This window comes from Edaphobacter flagellatus (assembly GCF_025264665.1).
Lineage (GTDB): Bacteria > Acidobacteriota > Terriglobia > Terriglobales > Acidobacteriaceae > Edaphobacter > Edaphobacter flagellatus.
Map to the genome: position 1 here is coordinate 1710435 of NZ_CP073697.1, position 17960 is coordinate 1728394.

A 17960-nucleotide genomic window follows, 5' to 3' on the forward strand; every position below is an offset into this window, starting at 1 on the left:
GTTTTTTAACGACAGATCAACAGGAATTCAGCGTTCAAAGCATGATCAACTACTGTCCAGAAAATTTTATGCGGAGACTCTATTCCGTTGCAGCTTACTTCCTATTAGGCGCTGTTCCCCTGCTTGCGCAGGGTCAGCGGGAGCAGCCGATTCTTATCGATGCGCATGCAGAGGGCACACCCTTTCCTCATTTTTGGGAGACGATCTTCGGCTCGGGGAGGGCGATCCTTTCACTGCGCGATAGCTACCGGCGTGATCTGCAGGCGACAAAAAAAGTGACAGCGATTAAAGCCGTACGCTTTCACGGCATCTTTATGGACGAGGTCGGTCTTTACGATCCTGACCGGCGCCCCATTCAGTTTGCGCAGATGAAAGATGCAACTGCGAGCTCGTCGACAAATACCGGGATTTATAACTTTTCGTACATCGATCAGATCTATGACGGTTTGCTGGATGAAGGTGTGAGACCTTTTGTCGAGCTGAGTTTTATGCCGAAGAAACTGGCATCCGATCCGGCAGCTTTGCACGCGTTCTGGTACAAGCAGAATGTCTCGCCGCCGAAGGATTATGCGCAATGGGACGCGATGATCGCAGCGTTTGCGAAGCATCTGGTGGAGCGCTACGGTATCGAGGAAGTTTCGCAGTGGTACTTCGAGGTTTGGAATGAGCCGAACATCGACTTCTGGGCGGGAAAGCCAGCGCAGGCGTCTTATTTTGAGCTGTACGACCATACGGCGAAGGCACTGAAGAGTGTCAGCGATCGGCTGCGTGTTGGTGGGCCCTCGACAGCACAGGCGGCGTGGACGGGAGAGTTTCTTCGCCACTGCAAAGAGAACAACGTACCAGTGGATTTCGCTTCCAGCCATGTTTATGCGAACGACACGGCGAAGGATGTTTTCCATAGCGATGAAGTGATTCCTCGCGACCGCATGGTATGCCGCTCCGTTCGCAAAGTGCATGATGAGATTGCCGCTTCGCCGCTGCCGTCGACTCCGCTCATCTTCAGCGAGTACAACGCCAGTTATGCCAATGAGCCGAATGTGACCGATACGATTTACATGGGACCATGGCTCGCAACGACGATCAGTCAGTGCGATGGGCTTACGGAGGGGATGAGCTACTGGACCTTCTCAGACGTTTTTGAAGAACAGGGCGTGGTGCGAACTCCGTTTTACGGCGGATTCGGCATCCTTGCGGAAAACAATATTCCCAAGCCTGCTTATAACGCATTCGCCATGCTGCATGAACTGGGCGACAGACGGTTGCCGGTTGCATCGGACTCTGTACTTGCGACGCGGCGGCCTGATGGCGCACTTGCTATTGCGCTTTGGAATTATGCTCCGCCAGATGGAACGGGAGCCTCGTATACGCCTCCGCCGGCGAGTCGCGGGCCGTCGAAGGTTTTTCATCTGCATCTTGCGGGAGTTGCGGCTACTGCGCAGGGTTCCCTTCTGCGTGTCGATGAGGACCACGGCAATGTGATCAAAGCCTATGATGCGATGGGCCGTCCTGCTTTTCCGTCGCGCGAACAGATTAAGAACCTTCGCGCGGCAGGACAGGCAGCGGCTCCCAAACAAATATCCTTACAGAACGGCGACCTGACGATCGAGGTTCCTCCACAGGGTCTGGCCGTTGTCATTGTCAGAAAGAACAGGACGGCGCGATAAACTCGAGTGTCGATAGGTTTCAATCTCCTGATGGTGGCTTCTGCATGAGGGCTGGCCCGACACACGGTATCACGCGTCGCGAAGCAACTCGTCTGCTTGCGGGCACATTCGCAGGTTTGTCCGTGCCTCAGTTTGCCAGCCAACCGCTGTTCGCAGAACCGCATCCGACGCAACTGAATGAGGCCGATGCGGCGTTCCTTGATGAGATGGTGCGCCAGGCGTGCCTCTATTTTTACGAGCAAGCTGATCCCGCAACAGGGCAGGTGCTGGACCGGGCGAATAATCGAACTACCAATGGGCAGATGGATTCACGCTTTGCTTCCAGCATTGCAGCAACGGGCTTCGGACTTACGGCACTCTGCATCGCAGACAGCCGCCGCTATTTTCCTACCGATAAAATTCGCCGGCGCGTGCTCGCAACGCTGCAGTTCCATCTACGGCCGATGCCGACGGAGCATGGCTTTTACTATCACTTCAACGATGTGAAGACGGGCCTTCCTCTTTTGAATATCGAGGTGTCGCCGATCGACACGGCAATTCTGCTTTGCGGAGTTCTGACCTGCCGCGCTTATTTCAAGGACGCGAAGATCACGGACCTCGCAACGCAGATCTACAACCGGGTCGACTGGCCCTGGATGCTGAACAACAGCAAGACATTCGCGCTTGGCTGGCTTCCGGCGACCGGATTTCTTTCGCAGCATTGGGACCACTATGCCGAGATGATGATGCTGTATCTGCTGGCTATTGGCTCGCCGACGCATCCGATCGACCCCTCGTACTGGAATAACTTTTCCCGGCCGCGTGTGCGATTCGACAAGTTCAACTTCATCAGCGGACACGATCCTCTATTTATTCATCTCTACTCGCATGCGTGGTTTGACTTCTACAGGAAGCGCGATGCGTACACGGATTACTTCGCGAACTCCGTTCTGGCGGTACGAGCGCACAAGGCCTTCTGCCTCGGCCTGAATCGTGGATACAGCGAAGACTACTGGGGCATTACAGCATCGGACTGGATACATGGCTACACCGCGTGGGGAGGCCCACCGCTGATGGGTCCCATCGACGGATCCGTTGTTCCGTGCGCGACGGCAGGCTCGTTGCCTTTTTTAGCGAAAGACTGTTTGCGCGTTCTTCGTTCGCTCAAAGCGAAATATGGAGAGTATGCCTGGGGGCGCTATGGGCCATGCGATGCTTTGCACCCTAGTCTGTCGTGGTATGACGCCGATGTTCTGGGTATCGACCTTGGAATCAGCCTGCTAATGGCAGAGAATCTGCGCACGAGTTTTGTGTGGAAGACCTTTATGCAGAACGCCGAAACGACAAAGGCCATGAAGCTGGCGGGGTTCCGCAGTTATTGATTTCTATGCAGCTACACCTCAAGATGTAGCTGCAATCTTTGCGGGAGCGGCTTCTTCCAGAGCTTCGCGCGACTGCTTGCTCAGCGGCTTTTCATGCAGCAAAAGTTCTGTAGCACGCACAATCGCGTTTGCATGGAACCACCGCTGGAAACATGAATCGCGCAGAAGGTTAGCCAAGGCCAGCAGGCTCATTCCCTGATGGTGGGCCATCCATGAGCGCACGAGCTGCGGCTCGCGCCCTTCGGTGTAATCGATGGCTTCGTAAAAGCCGTAGTCGCCAACCCAATTCATCGATTCCATGCGCCGAAGATTTTCAATCGCAGCATCGCGCAGCATCGGTAACGCTAAAAACGTGGAATAGGGCGAGATGACCGGACCGTCCTGCGCTCCGTATTTAAGTGCAAGCTGTGGAATGCCCCAGGCCTGGTATCCATATCTCCCAGCTGGATCCGTTTGGGCAAAACCAGACTCCGAGATGCCCCAGGGAATATGTTTTACATGATCGCGCTGAATGCGCACGGCGGACTCAAGCGACCTTGTGATCAATGTATTGGCGTAAGACCGCATCCAGAGCGCAGGCATCATGTACTCGAACATGGTTCCAGTCCATGAGACCAGACATGCGCGTCCTTTGACCAAAACATGCGATCGATCGAGCTTGAACCATGACTCCTGATCGATATCTCCCTTGGCTACTGCAAGAAAGAAAGCCATGCGGGCCTCGGATGCCAGCAGATCGTAGCAAGCGTTGTACAGCTGGCCGGAGACGCCGTCATACCCGATTGAGAGAAGCTTTCGCGATTCGACCAGAAGAAACCCATACTGCATGGCATTTGCGTAACGATCGGCACGCTCGGCAATCTCCAGAAGATTATGGATGAGCTTTGTGAGCCGCTCTCGCGCCGATGGCAACAGAGATCGCAACTCAGCCGCAAGCGGGCCCAGATCGGAGCCATCCGCATTTACTCCGGAGAATTCGGCTAGTCGGCGCTCCAGTTCTGCAACAAATTTTGCGCTTCCACCTACCGCAGGAATCTTGTGAATCTCGGCGAGTGAAGCGTGATGCAACAACACGCTGAACTTCGCATCGAGCCAGGGTGCATAGGATTCGATGAATGCTGCCCCTTTTTCTCGTGAGCGACGGCGTTCCTCGTCAACCCAATCTCCCGCTTTGCTCTTCGCACCAAACACCTGTTGCCGCAAAACTTCTTCTCGCAAAAGGGGTGATTTCAGCAGGTCTAACGTACCGGCGTGCAGCGAATAAAAAGAAGCAGCGAGATTTCCGCTATCTACGGCAGAGACAATCTTCGGCATGATCGGCTCCAGCCGTTCGATGTCGTACCAGTTATAGATGTGGCCGTTCATCTTCTCGAGGCGCTCATAGGTGTTCAGCGTGCCAAGCGTTGCCTCAGCGAATGCATCGAGCGTAATGAAGTTAAACTCGCAGGCTGCTTGCCGCGCGTTGAGAAGCATTCCAAGGTTCGTCGGCGAAAGCTTCCTCACCTGGAATGTGCCAGACTCTTCGACATTGTCAGGAATCAGCCAGTGATTTTCGGGGCCTCCGAATTCAGCGAAATAGCGCCAGATTAACAGGGCCTGCCTCTCCAGAAATTCCCGGTCAACAGCCTTCAGCGGTCCTTCTTCGGAGCGAGGTGATGAGTTCAACCATGAAGCGACCGCGGGGGCGAGCGCCCACAGGATCAGTACAGGAGCGGCAGCGAGCAGCGCCTGCGGTCTTGCCAGAAGGAGACCTAAAGCAATCGTCAAAGCGATGACGGGTGAGAGCTTCAGGTACATATCGAGTGAACCGCGCTTGCTCCCTGATTCAGACTGAGCGGCAGTTTCCCAATCCAGCAGGTTCCTCCCCGAAAGATAGGTTCGGCTGAGCGAGCGGATGATGGCATCGAGCGAGAGCAACATGTGATGCGGAAGAAAGATCAGATTCAGCAGCGTGATGCCGAGTGACGACCACAACGTTGCGAATGCATCACGCAACACCGCCAGGCTTCCATTGAATACGGCTCGAATGAAGTTGAAGCCGAACTGAATGATTCCCGGGAGCAATACCAGCAACAGTACGGTTGCGGTCCAATACATGGGGCCGCCGGGCAGAAAAAACCAGCCGAAGACGAATAACAGAAAAGCTACCGGCTCAATCAGGCTGCGACGCAGATTATCCAGAATTTTCCAGCGTGAGATGGTACTGATGGGATTGGGAACGATGCGTCCGTATTCATCGGGCACGGAGTTGAAGAGCCAGCGAAGAATCTGCCAATCACCGCGCAGCCAGCGATGTTTACGTCGCGTGTGCGCCGAATAATGCGACGGGTAATCGTCAATGACTTCGATATCCGACACCAGACCGGCACGCGCGTAGGCCCCCTCGATCAGATCGTGCGAAAGCAGAGCGTTTCGCGGGAACCGGTGATCGAGCACCTGATGGAATGCGTTCAGATCATAGATGCCTTTGCCTGTGAAGATACCCTCGCCGAAGAGATCCTGGTAAGCGTCGGAGACGGCACGAGCATAGACATCGAAACCTGTCTCTCCAGAGTAGAGAGCCGCGAGACGTGAGCGCGATGCCGACGAGACACTGACGCCGACTCGCGGTTGCAGAATGCCATATCCAGCTGTGACGATGCGCAGACGTGGATGGATGATCGCACGATTCAGCGGATGCGCCATCGTCCCCACCATGCGGGCGGCTGTTCCTCGAGGGAGTTGCGTATCTGAATCCAGCGTAATGACGTAGTGAATGCGCTCCAGCGTAGCGAGCGGACCGACTTTTCGGGGAAAGCTGTCCAGTTCGCCAAGAAGTAGCTTATTAAGATCAAGCAGCTTGCCGCGCTTACGTTCCCACCCCATCCATGCGCCTTGACGCGAGTTAAACACGCGATGCCGGTGCAGGAGAAAGAATGATCCGCCTTTACGTCCTGCATACTTTTTGTTCAACGTAGTAATCGCACGCGCCGCCATATCCACGAGAGGACCCTCGTCCGGATCGAGCGGGCGTATGGAGGTATCGGGAAGATCGGTCAATAGAGCGAAATGCAGGTTTGGATCTTCATTGCACAGATAGCGCGCTTCCAGCTCTTCCAGCAGCTCTTCCACCTGGCGTTCATGCAATAGCAGGGTTGGAACAACGACGAGGGCCGCTGCATCACTCGGAATACCCTTTGAGAAATCGAGTTTCGGCAGTGCTTCTGTCTTCATGAGGGCGGAGATACTTCCGTTCACAAGATCAACGGCGCCCTGCGTTGCAGGCAACATTGCCAGGAGAAGCGCTGCCATAACAGACCAGAAATCGTTATGGGGCACCAGAGGCAGAATGATTGCGGTAATCAGCAACAAGGCCAGCACAAAGGTGCCGAGGATATAGAACTCCTCGCTGTAGCTGCGCACAATATCTCGCAAGCGTTCGAGCGCAGGAGGATGATAGCCAATACGCGCCTTCAGTTCGCGCAGGCCTTCAGCCATCAGATAATAGCCAATGTGCGATTTACGCAGGGCCATCGTCGCATCGTCGTGGCTGGCTCGCGAGGCCATATGCGCAAGGTCCAGAGCGACCTGGGTTGTTTGCAGCTCACTGGTATCCGCATGACGTGCAAGCTCGGCTACACGCAGCTGATAGGCTGCGCGCGTCTCCTCTTCCATCGAGGCATAAACACCTGCGGGATCCTGACGAAGCACGGCATCGAATGCAATCAGCGGCTCCAGAACCTCGTGCCATTCTGTCTGATTCAGACGCCTCAGGCTATGGATTGGAGCGGAGAATGGCGACTGCTCTATGGGAGGCATCTGGCCGCTTGCAAAAACCTCTTCGGCGCGATTGAGTATGAACTCCAGTTGCGCCAGCTTCAAAGCGTCCGGCAACAGTTGAATCTCGCGTAGCGTCAGCGCTTCATGTCGCTGGAACTGATCGATCAAGGCTGTCAGCGATTTCGTGGACCAGATTCCATCTGCGCTCGCAATATAACCTCTGGCTACATGAATCACTCTAGGCAGATTTCCTGTGGGCGGCAGGTTCACGAAGGGTAATTTCGCAAACATCTCCTTGCCACCGCTGCCCCGCGGAACAACAGACTCAAACATCCGTGTGCTCTCGACCAGCTCCAGCTTCGGTGTCAGCTCAGTTGTTGAAGTGCCGATCTTCCACTGAGGTGCCGACTTGCTCAAGCGAGACTGCAAGCCTTCCAGATAACGCACGAGATCTTCGCTGCTCTCGACAGAACCGCCGGATCGCAACCTTTGCGCAAGCTCGTCGCCTGCTCGGCGCAGATCCGCCTCAGACGTAACCGGTTCTTCCGGGAGCCCCGCGGACGCCGTCTCCTGCACAGGAGCCGTTAGCGGCGAGGTATGCGTATCTTCTGAGGACAACGCCATTCGAAACTTTTCTCCTCTATGATTTCCAGATAAATAATCGAGCTCTATCTATAACTAGCCGCCTGCATCTCGAACATGCCAGCGTAGACGCCGCCCGCCGCCATAAGCTGCTGATGGTTACCTTCCTCAATCAGGCGGCCACCCGACAAGACAACAATGCGGTCTGCCATACGAACAGTTGAAAAGCGATGCGAGATCAGCAGAGCCATCTTTCCTTCGGTGAGCTCAGCAAAGCGTTCAAAGACCTCAAGCTCACTGCGTGCATCAAGAGCCGCTGTCGGCTCGTCAAGTATAAGCAACTCGGCATCGCGCAGATAAGCTCTTGCTAATGCAATCTTCTGCCACTCTCCTCCAGAAAGCTCAACGCCGCCTTCGAATCTGCGGCCGAGCATCTGATCATAGCCACCCGCAAGTTTTCCGACGACCGTGTCTGCGAGGCTCTTCTGCGCGGCGGACTCAAGTTCCAACTGCGTGTGGGGCTTGTCCACACGTCCGACAGCAATGTTCTCTCGCGCTGTCATCTCGAAACGCACAAAATCCTGAAAGATGACGCCGATATGACGATGCAGATCTTCCAGCGAGTATTCGCGCAGATCGACGCCATTCAGCAGAATCTGGCCTTCGGTCGGATCGTAGAGCCGCGTAATCAACTTCACCACGGTCGTCTTGCCTTGCCCGTTTTCTCCAATCAATGCGATGCGCTCACCGGGACGCAGCACCATATTGAAGTCTTTCAGCACGCGGCGTGTCGTACCGGGATACGCAAACGAGACATTGCGAAACTCAAAACCTTGAACAATCGCAGCAGGAAATCGGTGACCTTGCGGGTTTGCATCGACAGTTGGCTCCATCTGGAAGAACGCCAGCAGATCGGTCAGGAACAATGCCTGATCTGCAATACCGGATGCGGTCGAGAAGACCTGCTGAAGATTTGAGCTGGCTTGCTGAATCGCTGTTGTCAAAAAGAAAAACTGGCCGATGTCATATCCTCCGCCGAGAGTGCGCCAGATTACGTAAACATAAGCGCCGTAGTAACCCAGTGTGCCGATTGTTCCAAGCAGGCCACCGAGAAACAGCTTCTTTTGCGCGAGTGCGACATCTTCGCGATAGATTCGATCGGCAAGCGCTTTGAATCTGTCGGTAAAGAAGCGATGCAAGCCGAACAGCTTGACCTCTTTCGCACCTTCACGGCTGCCGGCGACCTGTCGCAGGTAGTCCATCTGCCGCTTGGCCGGAGTCTGACGAAAATTCTTCGCATATCCCAAAAAGGCAAAGTGCGTCTCGCCTAAAAATGACGGAAGCACGCCGAGCAGCAGCAACAACACAAGCCACGGCGATGCCCAGGCAAGCGCAGCAGAAAAAGCGATGGTGGTAATGACCTGCTGCACGAGACGCCCCATCTGCTGAATCATCACCAGGCGGTCGGTCGCCTGCACACGCGCTCGCTCCAGGCGGTCATAGAAAGCAGGATCTTCGTACGTCGTCAGATCGAGCCGCGATGCCTGATCCATGACGCGCACGCTTACCAACTGCGTGTAGCGGTTCGCCAGCAACGCATCGGTGTAATCGATCACACGCAGCAGGAGACCAAGAAGAACATTGAGCACCACCTCTGCGACCACCAGCGTCCAGAAATTCGGAGCGAGCGGATGCCCATGCAGTGCAATGGAGATGTCATTGAGGATGTATTGCGCAACCTTCGCGATACCAAAGGGCAGAACCGCGACAAAACCACGTAATATCAGCCCCCATGTCACCACCCACGGGCCAGAGTCCCAGAGAATACGGAGCACGGGCGGCACATTACGCAATGCGCGTACGCGTTCCAGCCACGGGCTCTGGGGTTTTGCAGGGTATTGACGGTCGCTCATATCTTATTGATTCGCTTTATTTTGATCGCTTTATTGGAATGCATCAAGAAAGATTGCGCGCTCGCCGGCTACTGCATCATTCCTGTTAAGGATGGATGCGCGATATCCCGCGCACGTTGGATAGCAGCACACAGGTAACTGCTTGTTCCAAAAAACGAAAGCGGCTGGTGAGCCCCAGCCGCTTCGTCCCAATTCAACGTTTCAGTCTACTTTGCTGTGACCCGCATCGCGATCCTGCGATTCTGCTGGCGTCCTTCCTCTGTTGCGTTGTCACCCACCGGGTATTGATCGCCGTAGCCCTGGGACTCGAGACGCGAAGCATCGACCCCCTTGGCGACCAGTTCATTCATGACATTCTTCGCACGCTCTTCCGAGAGTTTCTGGTTTGCTGCGGCATCCCCTGTATTGTCGGTATAACCGCCAATCTTCAGGTGAACATTTGGGAAGGCCTTAAGAATCTCTGCAATGTTATTCAGCTGCTCTTGTGAAGCTGGCTGAAGCGTCGCTTTTCCGGTGTCAAAAGTGAGGCGATCAAAATTGAACCAGGTCGTCGAATCCACCGGTTTCGAGCTGTCCTGAATAAACGCAAGCAGCTTGTTCTCGACACCAAATTGCGGGATGTTCAATTCAACGCCATCCGGCAATTTTGTCTTGAAGAAGTCACCCAGCGCCGATGCAGCTGAAGAGGCTGCAGAGGAGGCAGTGTTCGCTGCGTTCTGCATCGTCTCGGTCACGGGCGCTTTGGAGCGATTGAAGAACCAGAGGCCTGCCAACAACAAGGCAGCAAGCACGATCACAGGCCACAGCCAACGGCTGGTCGATGCAGCTGCAGCCGGTGCCGCCGCCGCGAGACTGGGAATTCCTCCGCCCAGCAAATTACGGAACCCCGCAGGCAAAAATCCTTGCAGACTCGGCGCTTCGCTCTTCAACGAAGAGAGCAACCCTGTGGCGCTCACGTTATTGTCGCGGACAAATTTGCTCAAGCCTCCGAGCACCAAGGGAGCTGCCATTGTCAGAAGGCTCGATGCTTTGCCTGAGCCTATTCCAGCGGCTTGACCGATTGAGTCCGTTATCGATCCCAGACGAGAGCCAAAGAGCATGGAGAGGAACTTCCCGCCGAGATCGCCGAGAGGCGATCCAGCCACTGCAGTCGTAATTGCCGAAGGGTTAGAAGCTAAACCAGAAAGCGCGCTTGTTGTAGACGGGTTCGTGAGCATGCTGAAGATCTGGCTTAAAAATCCAGGCTCATCGGCTTTCGCGATCAGGCCAGACAGCATTGCCGCTGCACTGCCCTGCAAGCCTTGCTGTACAACCGCGCTCGATTCGCCCAATTGAGAGGCAACGGCACCCGTCACCTGAGGCCCAATGAAACCCATAACACTATCGATGATTGAGCTGGACATGAAAATCCTCCTCTTTTCTTTTCGTGTGTGTCTCTCTTTCGCGGCCCAAATTCTTCTTTCAACACAAACTGAACTCGCAACGACCTTTGCATGGAGACGTCAAGATTGTTGCGGTCTCCCATCATAGACTCAATCCACATCATTGCATCCCGAAGAGGGCAGGTTTTACCTGACTTTAACTCGCCATGCTATTCCTCCTCGTCGCCTACAGGCCGCTTCGCCGTCGCCATAATCTTCTCCGAGAGGTGCTGCGGCACGACATCGTAGTGATCCATATCCATACGAAAACTTCCTCTTCCCTGCGTGATCGAAGTCAGCGAGGACCCATAATTCAACATCTCCGCCATTGGGACCTCCGCTCGGACAACCGTTCCCGTGTCTGAGCTATCCATGCCCTGCACGCGACCACGCCGGCTGTTGAGGTCGGCCAGCAGCGCTCCGGAAAACTCATCCGGCGCTTCAATCTCAACACGCATCACCGGTTCAAGAAGCGAGGGCTTTGCCTGTTCCATACATTTTCGGAAGGCAATTCGCGCGGCCAGCTTGAAGGACATCTCGCTTGAATCCACATCGTGATAACTACCGTCGAAGACCGTCACCTTGAAGTCCACTACGGGATAGCCTGCGAGAAACCCTCTCGCAGCCGACTCATGAATTCCCTTTTCGACTGCTGGCACAAATTGCCGTGGAATCGCGCCGCCGAAGATCTCATTTGCGAACACAATACCACTTCCGCGCGGCAGAGGCTCCAACCTGATCTTGCAGTCGCCAAATTGCCCATGCCCTCCCGTCTGCTTTTTGTGTCTTCCCTGCGCCTCGGCGCATCCGCGAATCGTCTCGCGATAAGGCACCTTCGGAGCCTTCAACGTTACCTCCGTGTGGTAGCGCTTCTTCAGCTTGGAGACGATCGCCTCGATGTGCGTCTGCCCAGAGCCCGCTACGAGAAATTCGTTCGTCTGGGGATCGCGATAAAAACGCACCATCGAATCCTCCTCCATCAATTTATGGAGCGCGGGTGCAAGCTTGTCCTCGTCTGCACGCGATTTTGGCTCGATGGCATAGGTCATCACAGGCTCAGGCGCAGTGACAGCCTCAAGAAAGATCTCGTGCTGTCGATCGCCGAGCGTATCGCCGCTCAGCGTCGAACGCAGCTTCGGCACTGCTCCAAGATCACCCGCATGGAGCTCCGGGATTTCTGCGGGCTTCCTTCCCTGCATTACAGACAAATGCGCTAACCGCTCCTGCTCGTGCCGCGTAAAGTTCTGTACCGTCATATCGTTCTTCACCACGCCACTTACAACCTTGAAGAACGAGATCTTTCCAGTAAATGGATCGGACATGGTTTTGTAGACATAGAGAGCGAGCGGCTCCTTGTCATCCATGCGCCGCATCACCATCTCTTCATGCGCCAGCGCAGCAAGACCGTCACCAGCCTTCGCTTCTCCGTTGCCGTTTGTGGCCGTAGTGCGTGCCGCGCGGGCGGCAATGGGAACACGCTCTGCCGGAGCTGGTGCATATATCTTCAAGAAATCCAGCAGATGATCTGTACCAACGTTTCTAAGTCCGCTGGTGTACAGCACGGGAAAGATGCGATCCTCGCGAATGGCCTCATGCAAGGCAGCGATCAAATGCTCCTCGGGAATTGTGCCTTCGCGGAAGAACTCCTCCATCAGCTCATCCTTGCCCTCTGCCACCAGCTCCACCAGAGCTTCATGTGCCTTCTGGGCATCGTTTTCAAGAGCGGGTGGAATGGGTCCGGGCTCTCCACGACCGTTGCCGTTCGGTTGATATAGATAGGCTTTCATCGTGACCAGATCGACGACGCCATGAAAGCCCTTTTCGTCCACAATCGGAAGCTCGATAGGAACAACCTGCCTTCCCCATCGCGCCTGCATCGCTTCGATCATCTGGTCGCGCCCGATGCGGCTGTCGGCCTTGGGATGGTCGAGCTGATTTACGACGATGGCACGAGGCAGCGCCACCTCCGTCGCATACTTCCATACCCTATCCGTCATCGTCTCGACACCAGAGCAGGCGTTGACGACCACCAGCGCCGATTCGACGGGCATCATCGCCGTCCGCGCCTCATGCACAAACATATGGAATCCTGGCGTATCGACGAGGTTCACCTTGACTCCGCTCCACTCCGCGAAGGCCACGGCGTTCGACATTGTTGTCTGCCGGGCCACTTCTTCGTCGTCGTAAGCCGTAACGGCAGAGCCGTCTTCCACACGCCCAAGCTCGGGAGTCATCTTTGCTGCGTGCAGCATGGCGGCAATCAACGATGTCTTTCCGCTGTGCGCATGACCCACCACGGCCACATTGCGAATATCGCTTCCTGTATAGACCCTCATACGGATTCCTCCATCGGCTCTGCCTCTATTGCAAACAGAAGGAACGCAGCTCGATTCCGCTGCGTCGTATTTATCGTTTTGCTTTTGAGCGGATTCTGATACGTGCTGCAAAGCGCAGGGAATGCGCTGCGCCCCGGATGCACCGGTCGTCTCTGCCAGCGCTGGGTCACCGGCATCGTCGGTTTGCTCATCCATTCCATGGATGGAGGCACCCCAAACTCAGATGTTTCGCCGTTACGGGCCAATCGACCCGTTCAACGAGACACGGATGCTATCACATATCGAGACGGCGGCGTCAATGGGCGAGTTTCAGCTCGCCACGGTTAAGATTGCGTCTTCAGCATCTCCAGCAGAGCGGCCTCGTCCAGCACCTTTACTCCTAGCTGCTCCGCCTTTTCGAGCTTTGAGCCAGCCTCTTCTCCTGCTACTACGAAGCTCGTCTTCTTGCTCACGCTCCCGGAGACTTTGCCGCCAGCCGCTTCAATCATCGACTTGGCTTCATCGCGGGTCAGCGTCGGGAGGGTACCAGTCAAGACAAAGGTCATTCCGGCCATGGCGGTTCCAACCACTCTTTTCTCTGCGGTCATTACAAGCCCAAGAGCGGCAAGCTCTTTTACCAGGTGCTGATTTTTGCGGATCGCAAAAAAGTCGACGATGGCCTGCGCCACCTTGGGCCCAACCTCGTTTACTGCCTCCAGATCTTCGACCGACGCCTCCATGAGTGCTGTCATCGAGCCAAAGTGCTCCGCCAGCAGCTGCGCCGTACGCTCCCCGACGAAACGGATTCCCAACCCCAGAAGCACTCGAGCAAGGCCAGCTTCCTTAGAGCGCCCGATCTGCGCCAACAGCGCATCGGCCGTCTTTTCGCCTACACGTTCCAAGCTAAGTAACTGCTCACGCTTCAGCCGATAGAGATCGGCGATGCTGTGAATCAGTGCCGTGCGCGGGACGACAGGTGCAACTTCTTCCTCATCAGCCCCCTGAGCATTCAGCTCTTCAAGCACTGCGCTCTGTCCCAGAAGCTGCGCGACCATCGCGTCGCCCAGACCCTCAATATTCATCACGCCGCGCGCGGCCCAGTGCAGCAGCTCCTCACGAACGCGAGCAGGGCATGAGCTGTTGACGCAGCGCCAGTCAACTTCTCCCTCCACGCGTACCAGCTCCGTCTCGCACACAGGACACTTTGCGGGGAAGACGATCTCCTTTGTCCCGCGCGGATGCTGCTTATCGTCGACGACCTCGACGATCTTCGGGATCACATCGCCGCCGCGTTCGACGTTTACGTAGTCGCCAATCTTTACGCCCAGCCGGGCAATCTCGTCGGCGTTATGCAGCGTTGCGCGCGTGACTGTTGTACCACCGACAAACACCGGTGCAAGCGCGGCCACGGGAGTCACCTTGCCCGTGCGCCCCACCTGGAACAGAACATCTTCCAGCTGCGTAATCGCAGCGCGTGCAGGAAACTTATACGCAATCGCCCATCGCGGGGCTTTCCCCGTAAAGCCCAGACGGCGCTGCTGGGCAGTCGCATCGACTTTAAGTACGACACCATCGATCTCGTACCCCAGCTTTTCGCGCAGCGGCTCGGCATCTGCAATAAACTTCACGGCCTGATCAATGGAATCGACGGTCTTCGCATGCGTATTGACGCGAAATCCTGCCGTCTTCAGCGCTTCCAGTGTTTCCGTGTGTGTAGGCAGAAACGTGTCGCCATCGCGCAGAAGAAAGTAGGCATAGAAATCCAACCGGCGCTGTGCCACGATATTGGGCTCCAGCGTCCGTATCGTTCCCGCAGCGGCATTTCGCGGATTGACGGCGGGGGCCAGACCCGCTGCAACGCGTTCTTCATTCATCTTCAAAAATGCTGCCTGCGGCAGAACCACCTCGCCACGCACTTCAAACGATTGCGGCAACCCTGCGGTCTCGAGCTTCTTCGCGGCGACACTAAGGGGGATCGAGCGAATCGTCCTCACGTTCGAGGTTACGTCCTCGCCGATCGAACCATCGCCACGCGTCAACCCGCGCTCCAGCTGGGCAGCTGCCTTCGCCGCGGCACCATACTGCAGCGCCATCGACAGGCCATCCAGCTTCAACTCGCAGACATACCTTACCTTCTCCGACGCTGGCAGTCCCGAGCGCACCCGCTGGTCCCAAGCGCGCAACTCCTCTTCGTTGTAAGCATTGTCCAGCGAAAGCATCGGCCGCGAATGCGCCATTTTGGCGAAGCCTTCGCGTGGCTTGCCACCGACACGCTGCGTCGGCGAATCCGGCGTTAGCATCTCCGGATGCTCCCCTTCCAGCTTCTTCAGCCGGTTCATCAGCACGTCATACTCGGCGTCCGAGATCTCTGGCGCATCGAGGACGTAGTAGAGATATTCGTGATGGCGAAGCTGCTCGCGCAACGCCTCAATCTGTTGTTCTATCGAAGATGCAGTCGCCATAACGGATTCGATTATAGAGAGATTGCCGATGCAGCATCGGCCGCTTCGTCACTCAGTCCAACGGCTTCAAGACAGGCTCAACCCAACGCAGCCGCGCCTCCGTGGAGGCAACGACATCGAAATCGTAATAGTCGCGGAATATATCTCTGCGCGCAGCAAAGTAGCTGACGGCAAGCGCTGCGAACGAGGCCCGATCCATCGTGCCCGCCTCGCGCCTGAGACGATCCAGCAGACGTATCCACATCACCGTGATCGTCTCGTGATATCCGCTCGTCTCTGTATTCTTTCCGCCTACCGATTCGTTGTACCGCCGGACGCATTCACGCATCCTGCAAAGCGCCGCCTCGCGGTCCATCGCATGCACATAGCAGGCGCCCGTCAGCAGATGCGCGGCATGGGTCCACTGCTCCTTTGGGAGAGTGCATCCTTCAAAGGCCGCAAGAAATGCATCGATCTCCGGCTCAGTCACTGGCAATGCAGGCATACAAACAGAATACGGGAGAGGATCCTTATTCGCTTGCCGGGACGTTCTGCTGTCTTGCGATATGGATGCGGCCCCAGGCGCATATCGATTCCAGCACCGGCAGCATCGTCATTCCGTACTCAGAGATGGTGTACCTTACGGTCGCGCCTCTCCTGGTCTTATCGCGCACAAGAATTCCATCGTGAGTCAGTTCCTTAAGATGACGGATCAACATACGTTCCGTGATCTGGGGAATACTGCGTGCCAACTCACTCGTTCGCATAGGCCCATCAAGCAGCCTCCAAAGAATCGTCCCCTTCCAACGGCCATCGATCACGGAGAGCATGGCATCAATCGGGCAAGGTGAGATCTCTTTCTTTGAAACCGCCATCCAATCACCTCACACTGACAAATTTGTCAGGTTCACTTTATGAACCAGAATAGGCGATTCTCCCCTCTCATCTGAAGCACCAGAACAGGAGTCAGCTTGTATGTCTATGCTTGATATCGCCACGATCGTCATCATCGGCCTTATGGTCGGCAACGAACTCACCGTATCTCTATTTATCAATCCAGCGATGCAGCAGCTGGAGCCTGGCGCGAGGGCAAAAGCAGTGAGTCTCTTTGCGCGCTCGCTTGGGCGAGTCATGCCCTTCTGGTACAGCGCGTGTCTCATCCTGCTGATCGCCGAAACTGTTCTGCGAAAAGCACAGGCCGCATTCGCGCCCCTGTTAACTGCTTCCGCACTCTGGGCCGCGACGATTCTCTTCTCTGTTCTTCTGCTGGTGCCCATCAACAACCGCATGTCTGCACTCCAGCCCGACGATTCGCCGCAATGGGTCGTCGAGCACCAGCGGTGGGAGAACCTCCACCGCCTGCGAATTTTGCTCCTTGTGGTTGCCATGATTCTCGTCGTACACAGCCTGCTGCGATAGTTTGCAGGCGCGGTATGCTGGAACCACATGGATCCTGTAACGCATTTCATGACCGGCGCTGTTCTCGCGCGCGCCGGCTTCAATCGGAAGGCGGCCTATACAACGCTTGCTATGACGCTCGCCGCCGAAGCGCCGGACCTCGACGTTCTCTGGAGCCTGAAAGGGCCTGTCGCCGCCTTTGAGCATCATCGCGGCTGGACGCATACCCTGATCGGCATCCCGATTGAAGCCACCATCGTCACCGGCTTTGTCTGGCTCCTGCATCGCTGGTTCTTGAAGCGCGACGCGAACAAACATCAGGCTGCACCGGTTCGCTGGCTACTCCTCTATCTCTTCTCCATCCTTGCGCTGCTCAGCCACATCCTTCTCGACTGGACCAATAACTACGGCGTCCGTCCTTTCTTCCCGTTCAATCCGCGCTGGTACGCCGGCTCATTCGTCTTCATCTTTGAGCCGCTAATCTTTTTCTTCCTCCTCGCCGCATTGATCGGGCCAGCACTGTTCGGACTCGTTGGCAGCGAAATCGGCGCGAAGCGCCAGCCCTTCCGCGGACGCGGCTGGGCCATCAGCGCACTGGCCGCCATCGTCGCTCTGTGGGGAGTTCGCTTCATTCAGCACAACAAGGCTGTGAACCTTGCGCGCGCGGCTGAATCTGATCCAGCGGCGGTCGCCCGCGCAACCGCCGATCCCTACCCGCTGAACCCCTTTCGCTGGCAGACCATTGTCGACACGCCGCTCCTCTACCGGCTCTCCACCGTCACCACCCTCACCGGCGAGGTCTTATCCAGCAACCAATCCGACATCTATTACAAGCCTCCCAGTACCCTGGCCGCCCTGGCAGCCAAGCGAAGCTGGCTGGGCCACATCTATCTCGACTGGTCGCAATATCCCCTGGTGAATGAGACGGGAACGGACAATGACGGTTTGACGACCGTCACCTTCCGCGACCTTCGCTTCGTCTACTCCAGCGGCTTTCTGGCAGGACGAACGCCGTTGATGGGCGTCGTCGTCATCAACAGCGACCGCCGGGTCGATCACATGGAGATGGACGGCCGTACACAACCCTGAACCCACCGGAACCT

11 protein-coding genes are annotated in these 17960 nt (G+C 56.1%); 4 read left to right on the forward strand and 7 right to left on the reverse strand.

Going from position 1 to position 17960, the window contains the following annotated elements:
• Nucleotides 1-68 precede the first annotated feature (68 nt).
• Complete coding sequence (locus KFE13_RS07235) at nt 69-1667, forward strand: GH39 family glycosyl hydrolase (protein WP_260706493.1); 1599 nt, start codon at nt 69-71, stop codon at nt 1665-1667.
• A gap of 44 nt (nt 1668-1711) precedes the next feature.
• Entirely contained in the window at nt 1712-3028 is a 1317-nt protein-coding gene (locus KFE13_RS07240) for a glucoamylase family protein (RefSeq protein WP_260706494.1), read from the forward strand.
• An 18-nt stretch (nt 3029-3046) separates the two neighbouring features.
• On the opposite strand, the gene KFE13_RS07245 is transcribed toward KFE13_RS07240, so the two are convergent.
• The 7 genes from KFE13_RS07245 to KFE13_RS07275 form a co-directional block, all read right to left on the reverse strand.
• Nucleotides 3047-7411, reverse strand: coding sequence for a glucoamylase family protein (locus tag KFE13_RS07245; protein WP_260706495.1), 4365 nt, complete (start codon nt 7409-7411; stop codon nt 3047-3049).
• Nucleotides 7412-7455: 44 nt separating this feature from the next.
• A complete protein-coding gene (locus tag KFE13_RS07250; RefSeq protein WP_260706496.1) occupies nt 7456-9282 on the reverse strand; it encodes an ABC transporter ATP-binding protein in 1827 nt (608 codons plus the stop codon).
• Nucleotides 9283-9488: 206 nt separating this feature from the next.
• Nucleotides 9489-10685, reverse strand: a complete 1197-nt coding sequence (locus KFE13_RS07255) for an OmpA family protein (RefSeq protein WP_260706497.1) — start codon at nt 10683-10685, stop codon at nt 9489-9491.
• A gap of 188 nt (nt 10686-10873) precedes the next feature.
• A complete protein-coding gene (gene fusA / locus KFE13_RS07260; protein ID WP_260706498.1) occupies nt 10874-13039 on the reverse strand; it encodes an elongation factor G in 2166 nt (721 codons plus the stop codon).
• A 323-nt stretch (nt 13040-13362) separates the two neighbouring features.
• On the reverse strand, nt 13363-15480 hold the full coding sequence (gene ligA, locus KFE13_RS07265; RefSeq protein WP_260706499.1) for an NAD-dependent DNA ligase LigA: 2118 nt from the start codon (nt 15478-15480) through the stop codon (nt 13363-13365).
• A gap of 52 nt (nt 15481-15532) precedes the next feature.
• Nucleotides 15533-15955 carry a hypothetical protein gene (locus KFE13_RS07270; RefSeq protein ID WP_260706500.1) on the reverse strand — a complete coding sequence of 141 codons (423 nt, stop codon included), beginning with the start codon at nt 15953-15955 and terminating at the stop codon, nt 15533-15535.
• A gap of 34 nt (nt 15956-15989) precedes the next feature.
• Nucleotides 15990-16334, reverse strand: coding sequence for a winged helix-turn-helix transcriptional regulator (locus KFE13_RS07275; protein WP_260706501.1), 345 nt, complete (start codon nt 16332-16334; stop codon nt 15990-15992).
• Nucleotides 16335-16434: 100 nt separating this feature from the next.
• Here KFE13_RS07275 and KFE13_RS07280 point away from each other — a divergent pair, with 100 nt between their 5' ends.
• Both KFE13_RS07280 and KFE13_RS07285 read left to right on the forward strand, forming a co-directional pair.
• Entirely contained in the window at nt 16435-16878 is a 444-nt protein-coding gene (locus KFE13_RS07280) for a DUF1772 domain-containing protein (protein WP_260706502.1), read from the forward strand.
• A gap of 27 nt (nt 16879-16905) precedes the next feature.
• On the forward strand, nt 16906-17946 hold the full coding sequence (locus KFE13_RS07285; protein WP_260706503.1) for a metal-dependent hydrolase: 1041 nt from the start codon (nt 16906-16908) through the stop codon (nt 17944-17946).
• Nucleotides 17947-17960: the final 14 nt, after the last annotated feature.